Origin of the sequence: Streptomyces sp. CBMA29 (assembly GCF_014596445.1) — a bacterium.
GTDB lineage: Bacteria > Actinomycetota > Actinomycetes > Streptomycetales > Streptomycetaceae > Actinacidiphila.
This window is the reverse complement of record NZ_MECL01000066.1, coordinates 1-22816: the sequence shown is the minus strand read 5'-3', so window position 1 is coordinate 22816 and position 22816 is coordinate 1. Positions and strand designations below refer to the sequence as shown.

General features: G+C 70.8%; 20 protein-coding genes and 1 pseudogene. 10 read left to right on the top strand and 11 right to left on the bottom strand.

The genetic code is table 11. The features are described 5' to 3' along the window. Positions 1 to 296 precede the first annotated feature (296 nt). Positions 297 to 875: a hypothetical protein gene (locus BGM09_RS10345; RefSeq protein ID WP_188281197.1), complete on the top strand. Its 579-nt coding sequence runs from the start codon at positions 297 to 299 to the stop codon at positions 873 to 875. A gap of 7 nt (positions 876 to 882) precedes the next feature. Here the strand turns inward: BGM09_RS10345 and BGM09_RS10340 are convergent, their stop codons facing one another. The 3 genes from BGM09_RS10340 to BGM09_RS10330 all read right to left on the bottom strand — a co-directional run bounded on the left by BGM09_RS10340 (position 883) and on the right by BGM09_RS10330 (position 3277). Then, entirely contained in the window at positions 883 to 1560 is a 678-nt protein-coding gene (locus tag BGM09_RS10340; protein WP_188281196.1) for an HAD-IA family hydrolase, read from the bottom strand. 10 nt (positions 1561 to 1570) lie between these two features. Then, complete coding sequence (locus BGM09_RS10335; protein WP_317452630.1) at positions 1571 to 2572, bottom strand: NAD(P)-dependent oxidoreductase; 1002 nt, start codon at positions 2570 to 2572, stop codon at positions 1571 to 1573. A gap of 411 nt (positions 2573 to 2983) precedes the next feature. After that, positions 2984 to 3277 (bottom strand): hypothetical protein, encoded by a 294-nt coding sequence (locus tag BGM09_RS10330; protein ID WP_188281194.1) that lies wholly within the window; start codon positions 3275 to 3277, stop codon positions 2984 to 2986. A gap of 65 nt (positions 3278 to 3342) precedes the next feature. Between BGM09_RS10330 and BGM09_RS10325 the strand changes: the two are divergent. Next, a pseudogene (locus tag BGM09_RS10325) lies at positions 3343 to 3747 on the top strand (alpha/beta fold hydrolase); the annotation flags it as partial. Positions 3748 to 3825: 78 nt separating this feature from the next. Here the strand turns inward: BGM09_RS10325 and BGM09_RS10320 are convergent. Beyond that, positions 3826 to 4767 (bottom strand): helix-turn-helix transcriptional regulator, encoded by a 942-nt coding sequence (locus tag BGM09_RS10320; protein WP_188281193.1) that lies wholly within the window; start codon positions 4765 to 4767, stop codon positions 3826 to 3828. A gap of 231 nt (positions 4768 to 4998) precedes the next feature. Here BGM09_RS10320 and BGM09_RS10315 point away from each other — a divergent pair, with 231 nt between their 5' ends. The 3 genes from BGM09_RS10315 (at position 4999) to BGM09_RS10305 (ending at position 7350) form a co-directional block, all read left to right on the top strand. Beyond that, entirely contained in the window at positions 4999 to 5328 is a 330-nt protein-coding gene (locus BGM09_RS10315) for a carboxymuconolactone decarboxylase family protein (RefSeq protein WP_188281192.1), read from the top strand. A 199-nt stretch (positions 5329 to 5527) separates the two neighbouring features. Beyond that, entirely contained in the window at positions 5528 to 6295 is a 768-nt protein-coding gene (locus BGM09_RS10310) for a glucose 1-dehydrogenase (protein ID WP_188281200.1), read from the top strand. 83 nt (positions 6296 to 6378) lie between these two features. Next, positions 6379 to 7350 carry an aldo/keto reductase gene (locus BGM09_RS10305; RefSeq protein ID WP_188281191.1) on the top strand — a complete coding sequence of 324 codons (972 nt, stop codon included), beginning with the start codon at positions 6379 to 6381 and terminating at the stop codon, positions 7348 to 7350. A gap of 78 nt (positions 7351 to 7428) precedes the next feature. On the opposite strand, the gene BGM09_RS10300 is transcribed toward BGM09_RS10305, so the two are convergent. Beyond that, positions 7429 to 7791 carry a hypothetical protein gene (locus BGM09_RS10300; RefSeq protein WP_188281190.1) on the bottom strand — a complete coding sequence of 121 codons (363 nt, stop codon included), beginning with the start codon at positions 7789 to 7791 and terminating at the stop codon, positions 7429 to 7431. Between the two features lie 220 nt (positions 7792 to 8011). Further along, positions 8012 to 8665, bottom strand: a complete 654-nt coding sequence (locus tag BGM09_RS10295; protein WP_188281189.1) for a TetR/AcrR family transcriptional regulator — start codon at positions 8663 to 8665, stop codon at positions 8012 to 8014. Between the two features lie 135 nt (positions 8666 to 8800). On the opposite strand from BGM09_RS10295, the gene BGM09_RS10290 reads away from it, so the two are divergent. Together BGM09_RS10290 and BGM09_RS10285 are read left to right on the top strand one after the other, a co-directional pair. After that, entirely contained in the window at positions 8801 to 9412 is a 612-nt protein-coding gene (locus BGM09_RS10290; RefSeq protein ID WP_188281188.1) for a CatB-related O-acetyltransferase, read from the top strand. 75 nt (positions 9413 to 9487) lie between these two features. Next, entirely contained in the window at positions 9488 to 9793 is a 306-nt protein-coding gene (locus BGM09_RS10285; protein WP_188281187.1) for a hypothetical protein, read from the top strand. Between the two features lie 102 nt (positions 9794 to 9895). On the opposite strand, the gene BGM09_RS10280 is transcribed toward BGM09_RS10285, so the two are convergent. Next, complete coding sequence (locus BGM09_RS10280) at positions 9896 to 11140, bottom strand: MFS transporter (RefSeq protein ID WP_188281186.1); 1245 nt, start codon at positions 11138 to 11140, stop codon at positions 9896 to 9898. Positions 11141 to 11193: 53 nt separating this feature from the next. On the opposite strand from BGM09_RS10280, the gene BGM09_RS10275 reads away from it, so the two are divergent. Next, positions 11194 to 12018 carry an AraC family transcriptional regulator gene (locus tag BGM09_RS10275; RefSeq protein ID WP_188281185.1) on the top strand — a complete coding sequence of 275 codons (825 nt, stop codon included), beginning with the start codon at positions 11194 to 11196 and terminating at the stop codon, positions 12016 to 12018. Here the strand turns inward: BGM09_RS10275 and BGM09_RS10270 are convergent. Continuing rightward, complete coding sequence (locus tag BGM09_RS10270) at positions 11971 to 13500, bottom strand: GDSL-type esterase/lipase family protein (protein ID WP_223186618.1); 1530 nt, start codon at positions 13498 to 13500, stop codon at positions 11971 to 11973. The genes BGM09_RS10275 and BGM09_RS10270 overlap by 48 nt on opposite strands. A 289-nt stretch (positions 13501 to 13789) precedes the next feature. Between BGM09_RS10270 and htpX the strand changes: the two genes are divergently transcribed. Beyond that, positions 13790 to 14692, top strand: a complete 903-nt coding sequence (gene htpX, locus BGM09_RS10265; protein ID WP_188281198.1) for a zinc metalloprotease HtpX — start codon at positions 13790 to 13792, stop codon at positions 14690 to 14692. Positions 14693 to 14739: 47 nt separating this feature from the next. Here the strand turns inward: htpX and BGM09_RS10260 are convergent, their stop codons facing one another. The 3 genes from BGM09_RS10260 to BGM09_RS10250 form a co-directional block, all read right to left on the bottom strand. After that, entirely contained in the window at positions 14740 to 20550 is a 5811-nt protein-coding gene (locus tag BGM09_RS10260) for a family 78 glycoside hydrolase catalytic domain (protein ID WP_188281184.1), read from the bottom strand. A 395-nt stretch (positions 20551 to 20945) separates the two neighbouring features. Further along, positions 20946 to 21491 (bottom strand): DUF4383 domain-containing protein, encoded by a 546-nt coding sequence (locus BGM09_RS10255; RefSeq protein ID WP_188281183.1) that lies wholly within the window; start codon positions 21489 to 21491, stop codon positions 20946 to 20948. Between the two features lie 163 nt (positions 21492 to 21654). Further along, on the bottom strand, positions 21655 to 22353 hold the full coding sequence (locus BGM09_RS10250) for an RNA polymerase sigma factor (RefSeq protein WP_188281182.1): 699 nt from the start codon (positions 22351 to 22353) through the stop codon (positions 21655 to 21657). Positions 22354 to 22520: 167 nt separating this feature from the next. Between BGM09_RS10250 and BGM09_RS10245 the strand changes: the two genes are divergently transcribed. Next, positions 22521 to 22816, top strand: a 296-nt coding sequence (locus tag BGM09_RS10245) for a MerR family transcriptional regulator (protein WP_188281181.1), incomplete at its 3' end; no start/stop codon positions are given.

The window sequence follows — 22816 nt, the reverse complement described above, 5'->3', positions numbered from 1 at the left end:
CGGACGGCCGCCCGGCGCCAAGAACAAACACCGGGCACCCCGCTACGACATCGGCAAAACCGTCAAACGCCCCGACACCCTCAAAGCCATCGGCAAGCCCGGAAGATCTTGGTAGATAAAGGACAAGTTTAGGTCAACTGGACGTCGCTGCGGCCCCTTGGTCACCCGCGCGAGTGAGGGTCGGCGTGGGGCGGATCGCCCAGGTAACGCGGCGGGACGTCGGTGCGTAACGTGGTGCCGCGACTCGCCGTCGGTGAGTCGGTGTCACCACATCCCCCCAGGTCAAGGGGTCTGTCATGAAGCGCGTCATCACCCTCGCCGTTGGGATGGCCGCCGTCGCGGCCTGTGCCTCCGGGTGCGGCGGCTCCAGTTCCACGACTTCCCTCACCCCCCGTTCGAGCGCCGGCGCCACCACCGCGAGCGCCAGTGCCTCCGCGTCGACCGGCAGCGCCGCCACGGTGAGGACAGCGAGCTCGCCGCTCGGCCAGATCCTGGTCGACGCCTCCGGCAGGACCCTGTATCTGTTCAAGGCCGACACCGGGAAGACGTCGACCTGCGACGGGTCCTGTGCGCAAGCCTGGCCCCCGCAGACCACGACCGGAAAGCCCAACAGCAGCGGCGTGACCGCCTCATTGGTCGGTACGAGCACCCGGTCGGACCACTCGGCACAGGTGACCTACAACGGCCACCCGCTGTACTACTTCGCCAAGGACACAAAGCCCGGAGAGACCAACGGTCAGGGCCTCAACGAATTCGGCGCACTGTGGTACGTGGTCAGCCCCAGCGGCAACGCGGTCACCACCGCGGCCTCCACATCGGCTTCACCGTCAGCCTCACCGTCCACCGGCTCCACCAGCGGCGGAGCCGGGTACTGAGGCGTGGTCACCAGCGCAGCAGGTCTGCGGCGGCGAGACTGAGCACCCCGTCGTGCCAGGCAAGGCCGCGCAGGTCGCGGACGACGACGGGGGCGTTGGTGGCCAGTCCGCGCCGCCCGACCCCGACGACAACCGCGCCTGCCGCGGCTCCGGCCGCCGCCCCTGCCGCGCTGTCCTCGAAGACGACCGTCCGGGCCGGGGCGAAGTCCAGCTTCCGGGCCGCGGCGCGGTAGCCGTCAGGGGCTGGTTTGCCGTGGCTGACATCGTCCGCGGTGATGAGCACGGGCGGAATGGGCAGTCCCGCCGCCGCGAGACGGGCCCGCGCCAGAACGGTGACTCCGGAGGTGACCACCGCCCACCGGTCGCGCGGCAGGCTCGTGAGGAGGTCGAGGGCGCCGGGGAGCGCTGTGGTGGTACCCGCGGCCTCGACCTCCATACGGTCGATCGCGGCGAGTGCCGCCTGCCGTTCGTTCGGGTCGGGCACCAGTAGGGCGACGGTGTCGGCCGACCGGCGGCCGTGCACCATGGCGGTCACCTGTTCCGGCGGCAGGCCGCGCTCACGGGCCCATTGGCTCCACGCCTGGTCGACGCCGTGATCGGAGTCGACCAGGACTCCGTCGTTGTCGAAGAGCAGACCTTCGCAGGGGATATCGAGTGCGGTCGGCGGGTGGAGCTGTGCGGTCATGGATCGTCTCTCAGGTCACGGGGCGGTTGCGGTAGCGGCCGACCAGTTCACGGGCGGCGGTCTGCATCCGGGCGGGCGGGAGTCCCTGGGCGATGAGTGTGAGGTCGTCCAGGACCATGTCGCCGATGGTCTCAAAGGCCGCCGGGATGCCGCCCGCGCGGTGTGCGGAGAGCACGAGACCGTCGAGGGTGCGGGCCGGGTCGTCGGGGGCGACCGGTTCGTCCGGCCAGACGTCGACGCCGGCCAGCAGGCGCCCGCGCGCGACGTGGGAGAGGAGCGCCGGGTAGTCGACGACCGGGGCGCGGCTGACCAGGACGAGACGGGCGCCGTCCGGCAGCAGTTGGAGTTCGCGCTCACCGATGAGGTGGCGGCTTTCGTCCGTGACGGTGGCCAGCACGAACACGAAGCGGCTGCGGGACAAGGTCTCGTCCAACGACGCGGGCAGCACACCGTGTTCGCGCAGGACGCCGGGCGGCAGCCAGGGATCGTACACACGGATGGTGGGCCGGAAGGGGGCGAGGAGCCGGTTGAGGCCGCGGCCGAGATTGCCGAAGCCGACCAGGCCCACGTCGGAGCCGTGCAGCAGCACGGCGTCGGCGTTGCCGTCGGAGACGTACCGCTCATGCCCCGCGCGGAAGGCGCGGTCCTCTCGGCTGATGCCCCGGGCGAGGTCGAGCGCGAGGGCGAGCGCGTACTCGGCGACCGCCTGGGCGTAGGCGGGGCCGCAGCCCAGGACGTGGATGCCGCGCTCGAAGCAGGTCGCGTAGTCGACGTTGGGGAAGAAGTTGCCTTCGACGTTCAGCAGAGCCCGCAGCCCGCCCGCGCGGGAGAGCCGTCGGGCCGGAAGGTCGGGCTGTCCGACGATCGCGAACGCGTCGGGAAGAATCTCCTCCAGCGCTTCCTCGGAGGGGTCCTTCTCCAGATCCACCACGGTGAAGCGGTCGCGGAGCAATCCCAGGGCGGTGGGGGTGAAGATGCGGTCCGCGCGCTGCGGGGCGGGGCGCAGAACCACAACTGGCTTGTTCGAGGCAGGGGTTGAGGTTGGGGTTGAGGCTGGGGCTGGGCTTGGGGCTGGGGTTGGGGTTGGGGTGCTCACAGGACTCCTCGCGTACGTACGTCGGGAATTCGGACACGGCCACACCCGTCAGCCTGCCATCGCGGGCGTCACCATGCGTTCGGGAGCGGCGACGGGTCTCAGCGGGGCGAGATGCGGACCGTCGCCGATTTCCGCCTGCCGGCCGCCTGGCACCACGTCGACCGCCGTCCGTTGGCGCCACGCGCCCAGACGACACGGTCGACGACGAGTGCCCAGGTCAGGGTAGTGGCGCCGTGGTGATCCTTGCGCTCCCGGACCGAGAGCTGAGGCCACCGACTGGTCGGCCCGAGCCCCGAAGGGGGTTGCCCCCGGTGCCCGTCTCGCGGATCAGGCCGTGGGGGGTCGGCGGGCGCGGAGCAGGCGGACGCCCTTCGCGGTCATGGCGGGGGCGACGACCGCGAGGCCGGCGAGTGTGAGCCAGAACCAGGAATCCGCAAGGAGGGTCAGTGGCAGACTGCCGAGGATCAGCAGGTTGCCGACGCTGTCCAGCAGGGCGAGACGCGCCTCGGAACGCACTGCGGAGTCGGCACTGCGCAGCCGGCGGATGAGGGGAACGAGGGCGACGGTCTGCAGGACGACCAGACCGAGGATGATCCAGACGAGCCAGACGGGTATGTCCACGGCGCGTACTGTATCGCCGCCCAGGACCCGCGGGACGATCGTGACATCGGTGCGAACTCCGGTGGATGGCGTCACTCCCGCGTCGGCGCCCCCTCGTCGGCAGGGCTGTCTCGGAAGACGCGGTCGAGGTGGTGAGCCATGACCGTAGCGGCCGACTCGGGGCCGCGCTGGCCGACGAGGCCGCTCTCGGCGGCATCGGGGTTCGCTCGCGGTCCCGGATTCTGGCCGACGGCCCGGACACGGGCGGCGGCCCGCTCCCCAAACGCGTGCATCTGGTCGGGTCTTCCTACGGTGGGTGGCTCGCTCTGAACCAGGCGCACCGCAGGTCGGACCGACTCGCCTCGGTCGCGCTCCTCGACCCCGGCGGCCTGGAGAAGGTAGGTCTGCGCTTCTTCGTCTGGATCGTCGCCAGTCTGTTCGCGACCCTCGCGCCCAAAGCGTCGCGCCCACGACCGGCGGCGTGGCTGGAGCTGACCTTCATGGACTCCACGGGCTGACAGCTCCCGGCCGGTGGACCTTCGGGGAGTTCGGGCGCGGGGGCGCGGGGCTCACTGGGGCCGGTGGCCGCCGTGCTCCCCGCCGCCGGGGGAATGGTGCTCGACGGCGACGGCGACGGCGACGGAGGGCTGAGGGTCGGGTCCGGTGTGTTCGAGGGTGGCGAACCAGGTGGCGAGAAGTTTCAGCGCGTCGTGGGCCGGGGTGCCGGGTTCGGCGCTGAGGGCGGTGAGGGTGAGGCCGGGGTCCGTGGGTACGGGCAGGGCTTCGAAGGCGAGGTCGAGGTCGCCGACGACGGGGTGGTGGAAGCGTTTGACGCCGGTGTGGTGCAGGCGGACGTTGTGCGCGGCCCACAGCGTACGAAATGCCTCGCTACGGGTGGACAACTCGCCGATCAGGTCGCTCAGTTCGCGGTTGTAGGGGTCCCTTCCGGCTTCGGTGCGGAGCAGGGCCGCGGCGGAGGCGCGCTGTGTGTCGAGTTCGGTCATGTACTGGTCGGCGCCCGGGTTGAGGAACTGGTAGCGGGCCATGTTGACCGGGCGGGCGGGGTCCTGGAAGAGGGGCCAGTACAAGGCTTTGCCGAGGCGGTTGGTGGCGAGCATGTCGAGGCGGCCGTTGCGGATGAACGCGGGTGCGTCGGTCATCGCGTCCAGCAGCTGCCGCAGTCCGGGCCTGATGGGCTGTGCGGTCCGGCGGCGTGCGGGGCGCCGGGTGGAACTGGCGGTACGGGCCAGGTCCATCAGGTGGGCACGCTCGGACTCGTCCAGTCGGAGGGCGCGGGCGAGGGCGTCCAGGACGGCTTCGGAGGTGCCGGAGAGGTTGCCGCGTTCCATGCGGGCGTAGTACTCGGCACTGACCCCGGCGAGCATGGCGACTTCCTCGCGGCGCAGCCCGGTGACCCGGCGGTGGCCTGCGGCGGGCAGGCCGGCCTGCTGAGGGGTGATCCTGGCGCGACGGCTGGTGAGGAACGCGCGGACCTCGCTGCGGTTGTCCATGCCTTCGAGGCTACGACGATCCCGAGCGGTGAGGGGTGTACTGCCAGTACACGTATCGACGGGTCCTTCCGCACGCCTGCGACCTGGCGTTTCATCGTCAGCAGGCCGGTTGACGGCCGCCCGCCGCTCCGCTGGCACCCCCGGTGAGAGCAGGGCGGAATGGAAGAAGCGAACAGACGCCCGCCCCTTCGCTCGGAAAGGCGCTGGGCACCCGCGCGGAAGGAGACGGCGATGCCGGAAGAGCAGCAGCCCGGAGGGCCGCGTCAGCAGTTCGGGGACATCGCCCCGGCACTGGCCGGATACAGCGAGGACGTGCTGTTCGGCCAGGTGTGGGAAGACCCGGACCTGTCAGTGCGCGACCGCAGCCTGGTGACCGTGGCCAGTCTGATCAGCAGCGGCAGCACCGAGCAGCTCGCGTTCCACCTCGGCAGGGCGAGGGAGAACGGCCTGAGCGACAAGGAGCTGATCGCGACGGTCACGCACCTGGCGTTCTACGCCGGATGGCCCAAGGCCATGTCCGCGCTCACGGTCGCCCGGCAGGTACTCGCCGACAGCGCGTGACCCGGCGCCCGCCAAGCACTCGCCGACAGCGCCCCCCGTACCCGGCGAGGTCGCCGAGGCACGTCCCCAACCTGCCGCCCCGCCCAGCACCGCCCAGCCCCGCCCCGCTCCGAACCGCCCCGCTCCGAACCGAACCGCCCTCCTCCCCCGCGCTTCCCGGGCCGCAATTCACACCGGCCCGGAGATGGGAAACCTTCCCGTGAACCCGCAGTACAGCTTCGAGGGGCAGGTCGCCCTGGTCACCGGCGCCGCCTCCGGCATGGGCCTGGCCACCGCCCGCGCCTTCGCCCAGTCGGGAGCCGCGGTCGTCCTGGCCGACGTCGACAAGGACGCCGTGGACAAGGCGGCCAAGGAACTCACCGACGCAGGCCACCGAGCACTCGGCGTGGTCTGCGACGTCACCGACGAGGACCAGGCCGCCGCCGCCGTCGACCGCGCGGTGGACGCCTACGGCCGCCTGGACATGGCCTTCAACAACGCCGGCATCCAGGCCCCGCCCACGGACGCCGCCGACGAGAGCGCCGAGAACTTCGACCGCGTCAACGCCGTCAATCTGCGCGGCGTCTGGGCCGCCCAGAAGCACGAACTGCGCCAGATGCGCGCCCAGGGCTCCGGCGCGATCGTCAACTGCTCCTCACTCGGCGGCCTGGTGGGCCTGCCCGAGCGCGCCGCGTACCATGCCTCCAAGCACGGCGTCATCGGCCTCACCAAGAGCGCCGCCGTCGAATACGCGCCCCGGGGCATCCGTATCAACGCCGTCTGCCCCGGCACCGTCGACACCCCGATGGTCTCCGGCATGCTCGAAAGCCAGGCGGACGCCATGGCCGAGATCCTCAAGCAGCAGCCCATCGGACGGCTCGGCCGCGCCGAGGAGATCGCGCAAGCCGTTCTGTGGCTGTGCAGCCCCGGCGCCGGCTTCGTCATCGGCGTCGCCCTGCCGGTCGACGGCGGCTTCACCACCCACTGACAACCACCGCGCGACGGGGGCCGGGACCGCTCAGCCGGCCGCGCCGCGCCGCGCCACGCCACGCCACGTAAGGAGCCAACGTCATGGAGTACGTCCGCCTCGGCGCCACCGGCCTGAAGGTCAGCCGGCTCGCGCTGGGCTGCATGAGCTACGGCGACCCGGCCGTGCCCGGCGCCCACCCGTGGGCGCTGACCGAGGACAAGGCAGGACCGTTCTTCCGGCAGGCCGTCGACCTGGGCATCACCTTCTGGGACACCGCCAACGTCTACCAGGCGGGCACGTCCGAGGAGATCACCGGCCGCGCGATCCGCGAGTTCTCCCGGCGCGAGGACATCGTGCTCGCCACCAAGGTCCGCGGCAGGATGCACGACGGACCCGGCGGCGAGGGCCTGTCCCGCAAGGCCGTACTCGAACAGGTCGACGCCTCGCTGACCCGGCTGGGCACGGACTACATCGACCTCTACCAGATCCACCGCTTCGACGACGACACCCCGGTCGAGGAGACGATGGAGGCGCTGCACGACATCGTGAAGGCCGGGAAGGTCCGCTACCTGGGCGCGTCGTCCATGTACGCCTGGCAGTTCGCCAAGCTCCAGCACGCCGCCGGCCTCGGCGGATGGACCCGCTTCGTGTCCATGCAGAACCAGTACAACCTCCTGCGGCGCCAGGACGAACCCGAACTCATGGCCATGTGCGGAGACATGGGCGTAGGACTCGTTCCCTACTCCCCGAACGGCAAGGGCCGCCTCGCCCGCCCCGCGGGTGAACAGAGCGCCCGCTCCCGTACCGACCACGTCGTGCGCTCCTTCGACAGCCCCCGCGACGAACCCGTCATCAACGCCGTCCAACAGGTCGCCGAATCCCGCGGCGTGCCCATGGCCCACATCGCACTCGCCTGGGTCCTCCGCAACCCGCTCGTCTGCGCCCCCATCCTCGGCGCGACGCGGCCCCACCACCTCCAACAGGCCGTCGAAGCACTCGACTTGAGCTTGTCGGACGACGAAGCGGCCGCACTGGAGAGCCCCTACGTCAACGCCGGACCTTCCTGGTTCTGATCACGGACCCGGGTGACGGGGCGTGCGTCTGCCGCGTCGGAGCCTTCTCCGCCCGCGCCCACCGGATATGACGCTCCGTCACCCGGCGGCGAAGGCGCAGCCGCCCGCGGTGATCGTGGTGCCGGACACCTCAACCAACGAGCAGGTCGCGATGACGTTCGAGGCGTTGAAAGGCACCCAGCGCCCGGAAATGAGCACCTCCTCCACGAACTTGGAGAGGTGGAAGACGTACGTGGGACCGGAGTCCGCCCAGCCGGGGCAGGCGGTGGTGGTGGTCGTCAGCGGCGAGGTGATGTTGTTGGGGTTGCCTGCGGCCCGCACCGAACCGCCCGAACAGTTGACGGCGGTCGCGGCATCGGCCGATGGCACGGCGGCCAGGGCGAGGACGGCGGCGGATCCCACGGCCACCGCGAGGGCGGTCGCACGCTGCACTGGCTTCATGGCTTCCCCTTGCTGCGGCCGAACGCGCGTCGGCCGTCACCGACATTGTGGGAAGAACCACCCGCCCGGTTCCAGACGGCCCCGATGGCAACATCCTGCACGCGTCGTACCGAAGGCACCGACGCCTCTCCTCGCCGGCCGCCCGGTCCCGATGGGTAACGTCCACCGCTGTGTGCGGTTTCGGGCGGCGGCCTCGAATGTTTCCGGAACCGCGCCGCTTCTACGCCCATGGGCCGGGCGGATGGGGTGGCGCGGTCGCGTCCCGACGGGCGGAGAAGGCACCCGCGGCGGCCGCCAGGGCTGCCGCGTGCGCGGCGCGTTCCGGGAGCCGAGGGTCCGGATCGGCGCGCAGGAGTACCAACTCGTGATAGACGGGCGCCGTGGCGGCGATCAGCACGCTCCGCGCGTCCGTGCGCGGGGCGGGGAGTTCGCCGCGCTCGACGGCGCGCTCGACGAGGATCTCGCACTGGGCGTACCGGACGGCCCACAGTTGCCGCTGGGCGCGCGCGGCCTGTTCTGAGTGGAAGGAGGCGGCCATCAGGGCGACGGCGAACGACGGCCGTACGACCAGGGACTCCTGGATCTCCTGATTGAGCGCGGTCAGATCGCCGAGCAGCGAGCCGGTGTCCGGCGGTCGCCAGTCGATCTCGCCTGCGGCGCCGATGACGTCGACGAGCAGGCCGCCGACATCGCGCCACCGCCGGTAGACCGTGGCGCGGTGCACTCCGGCCCGCGTCGCGACACCCTCGATCGTGAGTCCTTCGTGGCCGCTCTCGGCGAGTTCGGCTCGCACCGCGTCGAGAACCTGAGCGCGGACGCGGGCGGTGCGACCGCCGGGACGGCGGTCCGATGTCGTGTTCAGCGGGTCTGTCATCGGCAGTCATTATCCGGTTGATCCGGGCGGCAGGGGTGTGCCAGCATCTTAACGCGACGCTTGTCGCTGTAGCCGCCGGAGAGGACCCGCCCCCGCGATGCCGCCCGTTCCGGCGACCCTGCCGTGCTCCACCCGATGCCCGAGCACCCGCGCGTGGTGCTGCTCAAGCCATTGGTGAAGTCGCCGCTGATCGAGGTCGGCGACTTCTCCTACTACGACGATCCGGAGGACCCGACCGCGTTCGAGACGCGCAACGTTCTCTACCACTACGGTCCCGAGCGGCTCGTCATCGGCAAGTACTGCGCGCTGGGGACGGGCGCCCGGTTCATCATGAACGGCGCCAACCACCGTATGGACGGCCCCTCCACCTTCCCGTTCCCCGCCATGGGGGGCTCCTGGGCGGAGCACTTCGACCTGCTCACCGGCCTGCCCGGCCGGGGCGACACCGTCGTCGGCAACGACGTGTGGTTCGGCCACGGCGCCACGGTGATGCCCGGCGTACGCGTCGGTCACGGCGCGATCATCGCCGCCGGCTCCGTGGTCACCGGCGACGTCCCCGACTACGGCGTCGTCGGCGGCAACCCCGCCCGGCTCATCCGCACCCGCTACGACGCCGCCGACATCGCCCGGCTTCTCGCCGTGGCGTGGTGGGACTGGCCGGTGCGGCACATCACCGGGCAGGTACGGACGATCATGTCGGGGACCGTCGCCGACCTGGAGGCAGCCGCGCCGACCGACCAGCCCTGACACAGCGTCCCCGCCACACCGCCCGCCCCGCGCCCGCGCGGAGTCGGGCTTCCCGCACCGGGTAGACGCCCCCGTATGACGCAGCCTGCCGACAGCGCGAGCCCTTCTCCGCTCACCCCCGCCCCCCTCACGCCCGCCGAGCCCGACCGCGGCACCCGCCGATGGGGCCGGCGCCTGTACGTTCTGGGCGCCCTCGTCTACGTCGCGGGACTCACCATCGCCCTCCTGACGGCCCACCCCACGGCCCGCGCCGCCGTGTGGACCGTCGCCTGGGCCGCCCTCGTCCTCGGCGCCGGCGGCGCGGGGCTCCTGTTGCTCCGCCGCCGCAAGGCGACGAAAGCACGGGCCGAACTCCGAACGGAAGGCGGCCACGTCGACTGAGCCCCCACGCGCCGCGCCGCTGGCCCGCTTGCCCAGCGGCGCGGCGCGGTGCCGTGCGGGGCCGCACGCGCGAACTCCGCGCCTACGGAAGCCTACGGACGCCTACGCACGCTTGCGCAGGACCAGCCAGGAGGAGGCGAGGACCCCGATGCCGGCCGCCGCGCCGAGGACCAGGAGCGTGGCCCGAGGGGTGAGGTACTGGAGCGCGATGCCGCCCGCTACCGCCGGTAGCGAGAGCCCGATGTAGCCGGCGAGGAAGAACCCGGAAAGGCTCTCGCCGAGCGTGTCGGGAGGCGAGAGGGCGACGACGCTGCCGAGGGTCCCCTTGTACAGGATGGCCGCCCCGGCGCCGATCACACCGCCGCCGGCCAGGAACAGACCGAGGCTGGGAGTGGGCAGCCAGGCCGCCACGACGACCATCGCCAGGCCGGCGAGGTCGACCGGGAGGCCGACGACGAGCAGCCGCCTGACGGGCCACGTGCCGGTGGCGACCAGGGCCACGATGCCGACGGCGCAGGCGATGAAGATCGCCAGCCCGGCCATCGCCAGCGATGTGTCGCCGATCACCGTGGCCAGGAACGTCCCGGCCAGGCCCAGGAAGATGGCGACACCGGCGTAGGCCACGAATACCTCGGCCAGCAGCCCGAAGTACCGGGGCCTGGCATGGTGCGGGACCGAGACCCGCTGGGGGCGGTACGGCGGCAGGGGGCACGGCCGGTGGCGGGTCTCGGGTGACGCGATCAGGGCGATCGCCCCGATGACCAGAGCGGCGAGCAGCACCAGGTAGGGCAGTACGAGCGGGTGCGGCGCGTACTGGGCCAGCAGGCCCGCGCACAGTCCGCCGAGGCCGAGCCCCCCGAAGTTGGCGCCCGCGGCGGCCAGTTGGGGTCGCCGAACGGTCCCGGTCCCGGGGCGGTGTCCCGCGTGCAGTTCGTTGAGGTAGGCGGTGGCGGTGGAGACGGTGAGTCCCACGGCCACCCCGGTCAGGACGCGCGCGACGAACAGCCCTGTCAGGCCGGGCCAGAAGATGAACACCACCGCGCTGACGCTCGACAGGCACACGGCGGCGAGCAGGTGGACGCGGCGGCCGTGGACGTCGGAGAGGTGACTGGCGAAGGACAGGCTCGCGACCACGCCCACCGCGTAGGCGGCGAAGACGATCGTCACCATCAACGACGAGAAGTGATCCCGGTCGGCGTAGAGCACGTAGAGCGGGCTCGGCGCGGTGGAGAAGGCGAGCACCGCGAGGAAGACCCAGGTCGCGGCCCAGAAGCCGAAATGGTGATGGCGCGGAGACGGCACCGGTCGTGGTGAGGCGACGGGTTGCCCGGTTGCGGAAACGGTCATGAATCCAAGATCGCCATTCCGGGCTCGGCCTACCACCGGTATAGTGCCACGTGATGCCGGAAAGTAGCCACATCGTCGACGACGCGCTGGAGATGGGCAGCCTGCCGCTCCTGCACGGCGACCGTGTCCCGTCGCACCGGCATGGGCAGGGCCATCTCGTGTATCCCGCCACCGGGGTGCTGTCGGTCACGACCGGGGAAGGCACCTGGATCGCTCCCGCGACCAGGCTGGCCTGGACGCCCGGCGGCTTCGAGCACCATCACCGGGCCTACGGATACACCGACATGCGCGTCATCTTCCTTCCGGCCGCCCTCGCCGCCCGCCTCCCGGACCGCCCCGCGGTGTTCGCTGTCTCGGCCCTGGTCCGCGAGGTCCTGCTCGCCCTGACCGACGACACCGACGCGCCCCGGTCACCGACGGCTCGCGACCGGCTGCGAGCCGTCGTCATCGACGAACTCATGCCCGCCTCCGAGGAGCCGTTGCACCTGCCCGAGCCACGCGACGACCGGCTCCGCGCGCTCAGCCGCCTCCTGCACGACGATCCCGCCGACAACGCCACCTTGACCGAACTCGGCACGCGGGTCGGCGCCGGCCAACGGACCCTGACCCGCCTCTTCCACGACGAGCTCGGCATGAGCTTCCGGCAGTGGCGTACCCAACTGCGCCTCCACCACGCCCTCACCCTCCTCGCCGCCGGACACACGGTCACCCACACCGCGGCGGCCTGCGGATGGGCCAACCCGACCAGCTTCATCGAAGCCTTCACCGCCGCCCTCGGAGCGACCCCCGCCCGCTACCGCCACGACCCCGACGCCCGGCGGCCGATCGCCTCACCGAACCGGAGTCGGGGGCGCGGAACTGTCCGCAGTACCGGGTGACGTGCCGGCCGTGGGCGCGTCGCTCGGTACGTTGCGGAGCTCCGCGAGCGCCCGCTGGTCGGCGAGGGCGATGGCCAGTTCACCGGCGGCCGTGGGGTGCAGGGGAGCCTGGTCGGCGGTGTTCTGGACGAAGGGCTGCTTGCTGCACAGCCGGTGGCCTTCGAAGTCCGGCTGGGCGGTGGCGAAGTGGAAGGCGTCCGCGCCCTGCTGGAGTACGGCGTTGAGGTTGGCCAGGCGGGATTTGAGGACCTTCACCTTCGCCTCGGTGAGGCCGTCCTTTTCGAGGCACCTGATGTCCGCGCCGAAGGGCTCGTAGTACTGGTTGATGAGCACGTCGGGGTGGTGAGGGAGGTCGGAGAGCTGCTGGAGCAGGTCGAGGTAGTTCTGCGAGAACGTCGACAGCTGCTCCTTGAAGTAGGCCGTGGACGCCTTGTCGTCACAGACGGGCGCCTTGGCGCACAGGCCCGTCAGCACGGCCCAGTTCATGTCGTTGGCCCCGACGCTGACGATGATCACCGACGCGCTCGACGCGCGCTGCGCCACCGCGAGCTGCGGCGGTACGGCCTGGTCGCCGCGGAGCTGTACGCCGAGGAGGCCGTCGGTCACGGTCGCGCCCTGGCAGGCGAGGTTCAGCACGTTCCAGTCGTTGACCCGGGCGAGAACGGCGGCGTACGCGTCGGAACTGCGCCCGCAGGTCTTGTCCAGCGCGGTGGGGTCCTTGACCGGCTGGTTGCCGATTCCGGCGGCGGTGGAGTCGCCCAGCACCACGGCGTGCACGCCGGTCAGCTTCGGCCCCTTGGCCGGGGCGACCGGCTCCGTCGGCGCGCGCCCCACCAGATCGTCGAGCGTACGCACCTGCCGGAGCGCCTGGGGAGTGCCGGACGCCATGAGGTACACGCCGAGCGCGTTGACGGCGCTCACGGTCAGGACGCATACGCCGACCATCATCAGGGTGGTACGGCGCGGGGCGCGCCGGATACCGGCCACGGCCACCGCGACGACGGCCGCGCAGCCGGCCGCGATGAGGAGCTCCCAGACGCAGTAGCGGATCCACCCGGCGGCCAGTTGCCGGCTCAGGGTCAACTGGAGTGTGTCGTGGTCGTCGGCCCGGACGATCTGGTTGACCTGCGAGTTGATGCTGATGTCCGCGAGCTTGAGCCGCGGCCGGATCGGGCCTTGGAAGTGCGGCTCGGTCGCCAGCGCTTCTCCGAACAGGTCGAGTTCGCCGGGTCCTGACAGGCTGAGGTCGGGCGCGACGGCGCCCACTTCGACGGTCTGGCCCGCCGCGGTGACGGACTGCATCGGGGTCAGACTTACCGCCAGCCAGATGGACGCGAGGCAGACCGCGAGCAGCGCGACGACGGCCAGGAGGCTGTTCCGGACGCGCCGGATCCATCGGCCTTTCGCGCTGCCGCGCCGGGGGCGGGCCACTGCCTTGTCGTCCCGGCGTTCTCGGAGGATCGGCAGTTCTGCTTTCGGCATGTCCCTCACTCTCCGGCGTCGCCGGCCACTCATCGCACATCATCCGTTATATGGACGATACGACGTCCACCGCGCGGAACGTCGCGTCGATGGGCCCGCGGAGGGTGATCCGGTCCGCCGTCAGCGGTCCGGTCCGCCGTCGTGACCCGCGGAGCCGCCACCGCGGGACCTGCTCGGGGGCGACCTCGCGGAGCATACTGGGAGGTAGCGGGACCAAAGCAGCCGTATGCCGCACGCGGCGGATCGGCGGGTCGGGTCCGGCTCTGTCGAGATGAGGTGGTGAGCGGTGGTGCGCTCCCGGTTCGCGCCCGACTGGCGGCTCACGGTCCGTATGGTGACGGTGATGTTCCTGCTGGGCCTGGTGTTCGTGGCCTTCATCGCCGTGCTGGTCGCGCTGCTGAAGTCCGTGGTGGTCGTGGTGGTGATCGCGGCCGGTGTGCTGGCGGCGCAGTACTGGTTCTCCGACCGGATCGCGCTGTTCGCGATGCGCGCGCACGCGGTCACCCCGCAGGAGCAGCCAGAACTGCACGGCGCGGTCGACCGGCTGTGCGCCCTTGCCGACATGCCGAAGCCGCAGGTGGCCGTCTCCGAGATGGACCTGCCGAACGCCTTCGCCACCGGCCGCAACGCCGACCACGCCGTGATCTGCGTGACGACGGGCCTGCTGCGGCGCCTGGAACCGGGCGAGCTGGACGGCGTGCTCGCCCACGAGCTGTCCCACGTCGCCCACCGGGACGTCGCGGTGATCACCATCGCCTCGTTCCTGGGCGTGCTCGCGGGGCTGCTGGTGCGCTTCGTCTTCTACTCGGAACTGTTCGGCCGGGGCCGTCGCGACCAGAACACCGCGGCGCTGCTCGCGATGATCATGGCGGTGTCCGTGGTCGTCTACGGGCTGAGCTTCCTGCTGATCCGGGCGCTGTCCCGGTACCGCGAACTGGCGGCCGACCGCAGCGCCGCCGAACTGACCGGGCGCCCCTCGGAACTGGCGTCCGCGCTGGTCAAGGTGAGCGGCACCATCGCCCGTATCCCCACCGAGGACCTGCGCACCGTCCGGGCCTTCAACGCCTTCTTCTTCACCCCGGCCCTGAAGGAGGGCTCGGCCCTCGCCACCGTTTTCTCCACCCACCCGAGCCTGGAGCACCGCCTGGACGCCCTGGCGAAACTCTCCAACGAGATGGGGCTGCACGCCTGAGCGGTCGGTTCCCGACCGTCCGCTCAGACGTACAGCCCCAGGGGGGGTCAGCGCACGCGGACGTGCACCTGGGTGGAGGAGCCCTCGATCGACGCGTTGCCGACGTAGACCACCTTCAGAGTGCGCAGGCCCCGGGTGCTCATCTTCAGCCCGGCCGAGGCGGTGCCCCGGGCGGTGAGTTTGAGGGTCTTGACCCGGCGCCCGTTCTCGTACACCAGCACGTTCCCGCCGGGTGTGCCCGCCGTGGACGAGACCGTGACCCTGAGCGTCACCGACTGGTTCTTCTTAAGCGACGTCGCGGAGAGCCCGACGGCGACCCGCGACTTCGCCGCGGTGACCTTGGCGGTCTGCGGCGAGGTCGACGACGCCGAGCCCTTGCCCGGCTTGGACGCGGTCACCGTCACCGACAGCCAGTGCCCGATGTCGGCCTTGACCAGCCGGTAGGCCGACGCGGTCGCGCCGCCGATCAGCTTGCCGTCACGGCGCCACTGGTAGCGGAACGACAGGCCCGTGGTGTTCCACGAACCGGTGGTCGCGGTCAGCGCCGAGCCGTACTTCGGTGTCCCGCCGATCTGGGGAGCGACCAGGGCCTTGACGGTGGCCACGTCCGCCAGGTCGACCACCACCGAGTGCACCGGCTCAGGGTTGCCGGCCGCGTCGGTGGAGAAGAAGTCGACCGTGTGCCGGCCGAACCCCTTGACCGAGGGAGTCTCCCCGGCCAGCACCTTCCAGGCGCTCCCGTCGATCCGGTAGGTCGTCGCCGCGACGCCGCTGAGCGCGTCCTGGGCGGTGAAGCCGACCGTGGCCCGGTCCGCCTCCGCCGTCCCGGACTTGCGGGTCACCGCGACCTTGGTGACGGGAGCGGTCCCGTCGATCCACACCGACGCCGTCCGCTGACCGGTGGAGTTACCGGCCGCGTCCTTCGCCCGGTAGTAGACCGTGTGCTTGCCGTCCCCGCTGACCAGGACGGGAGCGACGTACGCCTGCCAGCCGGCGGACCCGCCGACCTCGACCGTGGGAGCGGTGTCCCGGTTGTCGACGGCGGTGACGGCCACCGAGGCGTCGCCCCGGTACCAGCCGTTGTCGCCGGGCGCGGCGGCACTGGTGACCGTCGCGGAGGCCAGCGGAGCCAGGCTGTCAGCGGGCACCGGCAGCACCCAGCTGTCGGCGATCGACGGATCGAAGTAGCCCGAGGCGTCGAGCGGGAACTCGTACTTGATGCGTACGGTGCCGTCGTTGTCGAGCGCGGCGGGGGTGTCGATGACCGTCTGGTAGATCTTCGTGCCCATACCGGTCTCGGTGCGCTTGAGCGTGTACGTCTTCACCAGGATGTCGTTGACGTAGATGTTGTACTTCTTCGTCCTGGCGCCGTCGAACGTCTCCCGGTTGCGGAGCATGAACGGCTTGCCCGGCGTCACGTGCGCCACGGCCGAGTACCACGAGCCCGGGTTGGCCGAGTTCGCGTAGCGTCGGTCGAAACCGGCTTCGGTGTTCGTCCCGCTGGCCGGTGCGGCCATGATCGCGTGGGCCTTCTCCGAGGCCGCGTTGCCGAAGTCGATGTAGTCGAGGACTTCCTGGGCCGGCGGCGCCGGGAGGCTGACCGTGATCTTCGCGGCCTTGGTGGCGAGCGTCACGCCCTGGTCGACGAAGTCGACCTCGGCGTCCTGGTCACCGGCGACGGTCTCGAGTCCGGGGAACAGCGGCAGGACGACGGTCTTGGTCGCGCCGGGCTCGATCGTGACCCGGTCGGAGGCGGGCGGGGTCTTCCACCCGTCCGGCACGGCCGCCGTGAGCTGGCCGGACACGGCGGAGCGGCCGTTGTTCCTGACCGTCGCGGTGAGGGTCGCCTTCTCATCGGAACCGTCGACCGGACCGGCCGACGTCACGGCGGTGATCTCGACGCCCGACGTCACCGAGACCCACGGCGTCGAGTCGTTCAGGGTGAACGTCCCGTACTGACTGGTGAAGGTCAGCGCGACCGAGGCGTTGTACGTGCCGGGCTTCTGGTGCTTCGGCACGCTGACCGTGAACGGCAGTTGGACGCGGTCGCCCGCCCCCACGGTGTCCTTGGTGGAACCGGCCGGGTCGACGCTCCAGTCCTCGACCTTCACGACGGCCCGCAGATCGCGGATCGCGGCCGTACCGGCGTTGGCGATCTCGACCGTTCCGGGGATCTTCGCGCCGGGCCCACCGGGCTCGGCGACGGGCGGGACGACCACCGAGATTCCGAGATTCGCGGCGACCGCCTTGCCGAACAGCGCCTCGATCGCGTCCAGACGGGTCGTCAGGTCGTTCTTGACCGGTCCGTCGACCGACGAGCCGGCCAGCCAGGTCCTGAGGGTACGGATCGGCGCGACGCCCTCGCTCAGCCGCTGCGACGCCTGACCCGCGTTGCCCGCGACGTCCGCCGCGACGGCGTCCTCGACCTTGCCGCTCGCGGTGTCGAGCGCGGCGCCGATACGGGCACGGCTGTCCGCGCCGAGGTCGCCCGCCGCCGCCAGGTCACCGGCGTGGACGTCGGTCTTGTGGATCTCGGTGACGATGTCGCCGAACAGGGCGCGCTTGGTGTCGGAGTGGATCGCGTACGTACCCGAGCCGACGGTGAACGTCACGACGCCGTCGGCCACGGAGACGTCGCTGACGCCCTCGGCCTTCGTGATCGGCGTGCCGCCCTCGGTCACGGCCTCGATGTTGCGGGCCGGGACGCTGACGCGCGAGGTCGTGTTGACCGGGACCGTGATGTCCAGGGACATTCCCTGGTCGGTCTTCTTCCAGCTCGACCCGATCGTGCCGTACACGGACTCGTAGGTTCCGTGACCGCTGGTCAGGTCGCCGCCCACGGCGGGGGCGATCTTCGACTCCTTGTAGCCGGCCTTGAGCGCCGAGATGCCGCCGATGTTCTGGTACATCCAGTCACCGACCGCGCCATAGGCGTAGTGGTTGAAGGAGTTCATGCCGACGTCGCCGAAGCTGCCGTCGGGGTTGATGGAGTTCCAGCGCTCCCACATCGTGGTGGCGCCGTGCTCGATCTCGTAGCCCCACGACGGGTAGTCCTTCTTGAGGATCATCGTGTAGGCCAGGTCGGTGCGCCCGATGCCGCTGAGCGCGGGCAGCAGCCACGGCGTTCCGAGGAAGCCGGTCGTGAGGTGGTAGTCGGTGGTCTTGAGCTTGGCGACGAATTTGTCGGCGACCTTCGCGCGCAGGGCGGGATCGGTCACGAGGTTCATGCCGAGCGCCATGGCGTACGCCGTCTGGCTTCCGCCCTGGACGGTGCCGTCGGCCGCCACGAGCTTCGCGGTGAAGGCGGCGCGCACATCGTCTGACAGCTTGGCGTAGGTCGCCGCGTCGGCGTCCTCACCGATCGCCTTCGCCATCTCCGAGAGCATGCGCGCGTCTTCGGCGTAGTACGCGGTGCCGAGGACGTCCGTGCCGGTGTTGTCGTCGAGGTTGAGCCAGTCGTTCCAGTTGCCACGCGCCGAGTCGATGAGGTCGTCGCCCGCGCCCTTCTTCACGAAGCCCAGGAACTTCGTCATCGACGCGTAGTTGGCCCGCACGATGGCGTTGTCACCCTGCGCGTGCCACACCGCGTACGGCACCGTGACCGCCGAGTCGGACCAGCCGAGGCCGCTGCCGAGGTCGATCGTCGGCACCGACGGCGCGATGCCCGGGTAATTGCCGTCGCTGTAGGCGGAGTCCCGCAGGTCGGTCGTCCACTTGTTGAGGAACGCCCGGGTGTCGCGCAGGTAACTCGCGGTCGGCGAGAAGACGTTGATGTCGCCGGTCCAACCGAGACGCTCGTCACGGGCCGGGGTGTCGGTCGGGATCGACAGGAAGTTGCCGCGCTGTCCCCACGAGATGTTGCTCTGGAGCTGGTTGAGCATCGCGTCGGAGGTCGTCAGCGTTCCGGTCGCCTTGAGATCGGAACCCCAGACGACGCCGGTGACGTCGCCGAGCGCGGGTGCGCTCTTGATGTTGGAGATCTCCAGGTAGCGGTAGCCGTGCTGGGTGAACTTGGGTTCGTAGACGACGGTGCCGGTCGCGCTGAACGTGTAGTAGTCGGTGACCTTCGCCGCGCGGAGATTGGCGGTGTAGAGGCTCCCGTCCTTGTTCAGGACCTCGCCGTAACGGATCTTGACGGTCTGTCCCGCGACACCTTGCAGGCGCATCCGGGCGACGCCGACCATGTTCTGGCCGAGGTCGTAGATGTACGTGTCGGCGGCAGGACCGGTCCGCGTCAGCGCCGGAAGCTCGCCGGTCACGCGCACGGGCTCGTCGGGCTGCGCCACGAGCTTGGCGGTGTCGGAGGCGCCGATCGTGACGGGGTTCCACGCCGCGTCGTCGTAGCCGGGGCGGTCCCACCCGGGCTGTTCGGCCCGCGCGTCGTACGTCTCGCCGTCGATGTTGTCGGCCGCCGCGTAGGGACCCGAGTGGCTCTTCCATGTGCCGTCGGTCGTGACGACCTGGTGCGTTCCGTCGGTGTAGTCGATGCGCACCTGCGCGATCAGGCCGACGGAGTTGCCGAACATGCCGGGGCCCCACATACCGACCTTGCCGGCCCACCAGCCGTCACCGAGCTCCGCGCCGATCGCGTTCCGGCCGTTGCCGACCTGGTCGGTGATGTCATAGGTCTGGTACTGGATGCGCTTGCGGTAGTCGGTGTCGCCGGGGGCCAGGAACTGGTCGCCGACCTTCTTGCCGTTGAGCTCCAGCTCGTAGGTACCGTGCGCCGAGGCGTACACCCGGGCCCGCGCGACCGTCTTGCCGGGCTCGGTGGTGAACTCCTTGCGCAGCAGCGGCAGATTGCTGTCGCTGGTCCGCAGGATCACGTCGAGCTTCTTCTCCACGAGCAGGCCGTCCGACGTCAGGGCGCCGCCGGTGAACGGGTTATCGGACCCGGAGAAGTCGGTCCGGAACAGTACGTCGCCGGCCTTCGAGGTGACCTTGACCGCGTGGATGTGCGCCGCCTCCGGGCCCTCGTTGGCGAGGTCCTGGCGGAAGCCGATGAAGCCCTTGGTGAACGTGGTGTCGGTCCGGCTGTCGATCTGGGCGCCGTCGAGCTTCGTGGTGATCGACGGGCCGTCGACGGTGATCGACAGGCGGTGCGTGCCGGTGAGCAGTTGGGCGGATGTCAGGGTCGTGATCGGGATGTTCCCGAGCAGGGAGAATCCGCCGTTGACCTTCTTGTGCGGCCGGAACTTCGGGATTCCCGTCCCGTCCGCGGTGCTGATCTGCCACATGTACGCGTTGCCGGTGTCCGACGCACGCAGGTAGACGCCCAGCGCCAGGTTGTCGAGGGTGAAGTCGATGTCCGTGGTGTAGTCGGTCCACTTGTCGATCTCACCGCCGGCGGACTTGCCGATCCAGTCGCCGGTCCACTCGGCGGCGTCGAGGATGCCGGTCTCGAACCAGCCCGGAGCGCTCCAGTCACTGGCCCGGCCGTCGCCGTCCCAGACCCTGGCCTGCCAGTAGTAGCGGGTCTGCGAGGCCAGCTTCGGCCCGCCGTACCGCACATCGAGCTGGTCGCTCGACGCGACCTTCCCCGAGGACCACACGTCGTCGGCGGCCTCGGCGGTGCCGACCCGGACCTCGTACGCCGTCTGCACCACGCCACGGGCGCTCGACGTCGACTTCCAACTGAACGTCGGGGCGTCGCCCGCGATACCGAGCGGGTCGGTCCGGGCGTTCGTCTGGAGAGCGCCGACCGTGAGGCCGTTCCCCTGCGCCACAGCGGCCGCCGGGTCGGCGGCCAGGAAGGCGACGGCCAGCATGACGAGCGCCGCGAGCAGAGCGACCAGGCGTCGCCCTCCGGACGCGGCGGGTGGAGCGGGAAGTCCGGCAACTGGTCTGGCAGGCGTCATGTCGACGGGCCTTTCGTGGCAAGTTTGTGGCAAGTTCATGGCAAATCCACGGCAAGAAGAAAACCCTCGCGGCTCTCGTCGCGAGGTGAAACGTTCCAAAAATGATGTGACGGCCGTCTCATGTCAAGAGTTTGGACAAGATCAGCACGCGCTTGACCGCGCCCAGGCGCGTGACTTCACTGTCGGACCCACGCTCATCGCCGATTGAAACGACACACAATTGAGCTGGACCAGCGGCGCGAAGCATTTCCCGGAGGGCCGGGCCGGATGCGGTCGCGGCTCTCGCTCGCGACGCCGTCGGCGACCGACCGGCCGAGCGGCCGGCTGGCCGGAAGCGAGGGGGGCCGGACGGGATCGAGGTGCTGATCACCCGACGAACGAAGGCCCGCTGAACGTCAGTGCGGCTGTGCGCCCGGGGCGCGGGGGGTGAGGGCGGGGCGGGGGGCCGCGGACGGGGCGGCGGCGGCCTCGCGGTCGGCCTGTTCGGGGTGACGGCTGCGCCAGTACGGGTTGTCGTGCGGGAGGCGGCTGCTGACGCGGCCGTACATCCCGAACGTGATGATGAGCAGGCCCATCACGAAGCTGAAGATGACATTGGGCATCCGGAAGTTCAGCACGTTCGCCGACCGGTCCAGGACGGCGAGATTGACGAAGCCGCTCAGGAGGAACAGGGCGCCCACGGTCATGTTCACGGTGGAGGCGAAGTTGCCGCCGACCACGCCGCCGAGGATCAGGGCCACGCCCACCACCAGGGAGATCACGCTCAGCGCGCCGTTGGTGCTCAGACCGGCGACTTTGGACCCGTGGGTGTCGAAGAAGCCCAGCGCGTCAGCGAAACCGAGCGCCCCGAAGACGATCAGCACCAGGCCGCAGAAGGCGGCGCCGAAGCGGTAGACGGTGGCCAGGTGGTGATCGCGTGGGAGTTCGTCCTGCAGCTTCATCGACGTCTCCTTCGTGGGGCGGGCAGCGCCGTACGTCACGGATGCACTGCTGTCACACCTTCCAGGGTGGCCCTTTTGTCCGGATCTCTCATCTCGCAGCGTTTTTGCAGCGTGTCGTGCGCGCCGCGGGTGCCATGGCCATGACCTCCGGGGCCGCCCCGGATCAGCCGAGCGCGGTGTCCGCCTGGAGGAGCGCCCGCAGTCTGCGCAGCCCGCGGCGCGAGTGGCTCTTGACCGTGCCCAGCGGCAGACCGGTGCGCTCGGAGATCTCGGCGTGGGTCAGGTCCCAGTAGAAGGCCATGCACAGCACCTGCTTCTGGGCGGCGGGCAGCTTGGCCAGTTCACGGGTCACGAAGACCCGGTGGAGGGCGGCGTCGGGCTGAGCGCCGGCGTCCGGCTCGGGCGGCAGGGCGGAACCGGCGGTGGCCACGAGTACGGAGCGGCGGGTCCGGGCGGAGAGCGCGTCGGCGATCTTCCGGTGCGCGATGCCGATCAGCCATCCGGCCAGGGACCCGCGGTCCGGCCGGTAGCCGTGCCGGCCGCGCCACGCGGCGATGAAGACCTGTTGGGTGACGTCCTCGGCCTCACGTGCGTCACCGAGCGACCGGCGTGCGAGCGCGTGGATCAGCCCGCCCCAGCGGTGGTACGCGGCGGCCACGCAGTCCTCGTTGCCCCGCACCAGACCGGCGGCCAGCTCCGAGTCGGCCAGGCCCAGCTCCGCCGGCTCCCACAGCGGCGCGTCGGTTCCGCCCCGGCCGTCGGCGGAGCGGGCGGACGTCGGTAGGGCACGGGAAGCGGGAGCGGCGGCAGCGGATGCGGACGCGGGCTCGTGCGCGGGTTCCGCGACGGTGCGTACGGTCATGGAGCTGCCTTCCTTCGGTCGGTTCCGGCCGGGCGGGCCGCGAGCGGCTGGGATGCCCGGCTCGCGGGGCCGCTTGCCGCCGATACGGCAGGGTCGGCTCGTCCTAGCGTGCGAATCACTGACCAGGTGAAGCAACTCGCACCGTTTCTGCGTCGTATAGTCAAGAGATGAGCGAGGAGACGGGCGGGACGCGGGGGGCGTCGGGAACGCGGGAGCCTGCCGAGGCCGGGATCACCACGGGTGCGCTGGCCCGGCGGCTCGGGGTGTCCGCCACGACGGTGCGGTCGTGGGACCGGCGGTACGGGATCGGCCCGGCGGTCCGTTCGGACGGTCGGCACCGGCGCTGGACCCCGCAGGACGTGGCCGTTCTGGAGGAGATGTGCCGGCTCACCGCCTCGGGCGTGCCGCCCGCGGAAGCGGCCCGCGCCGCTCAGACCGCCGCCGGCACAGCGCCCGCGCCGAC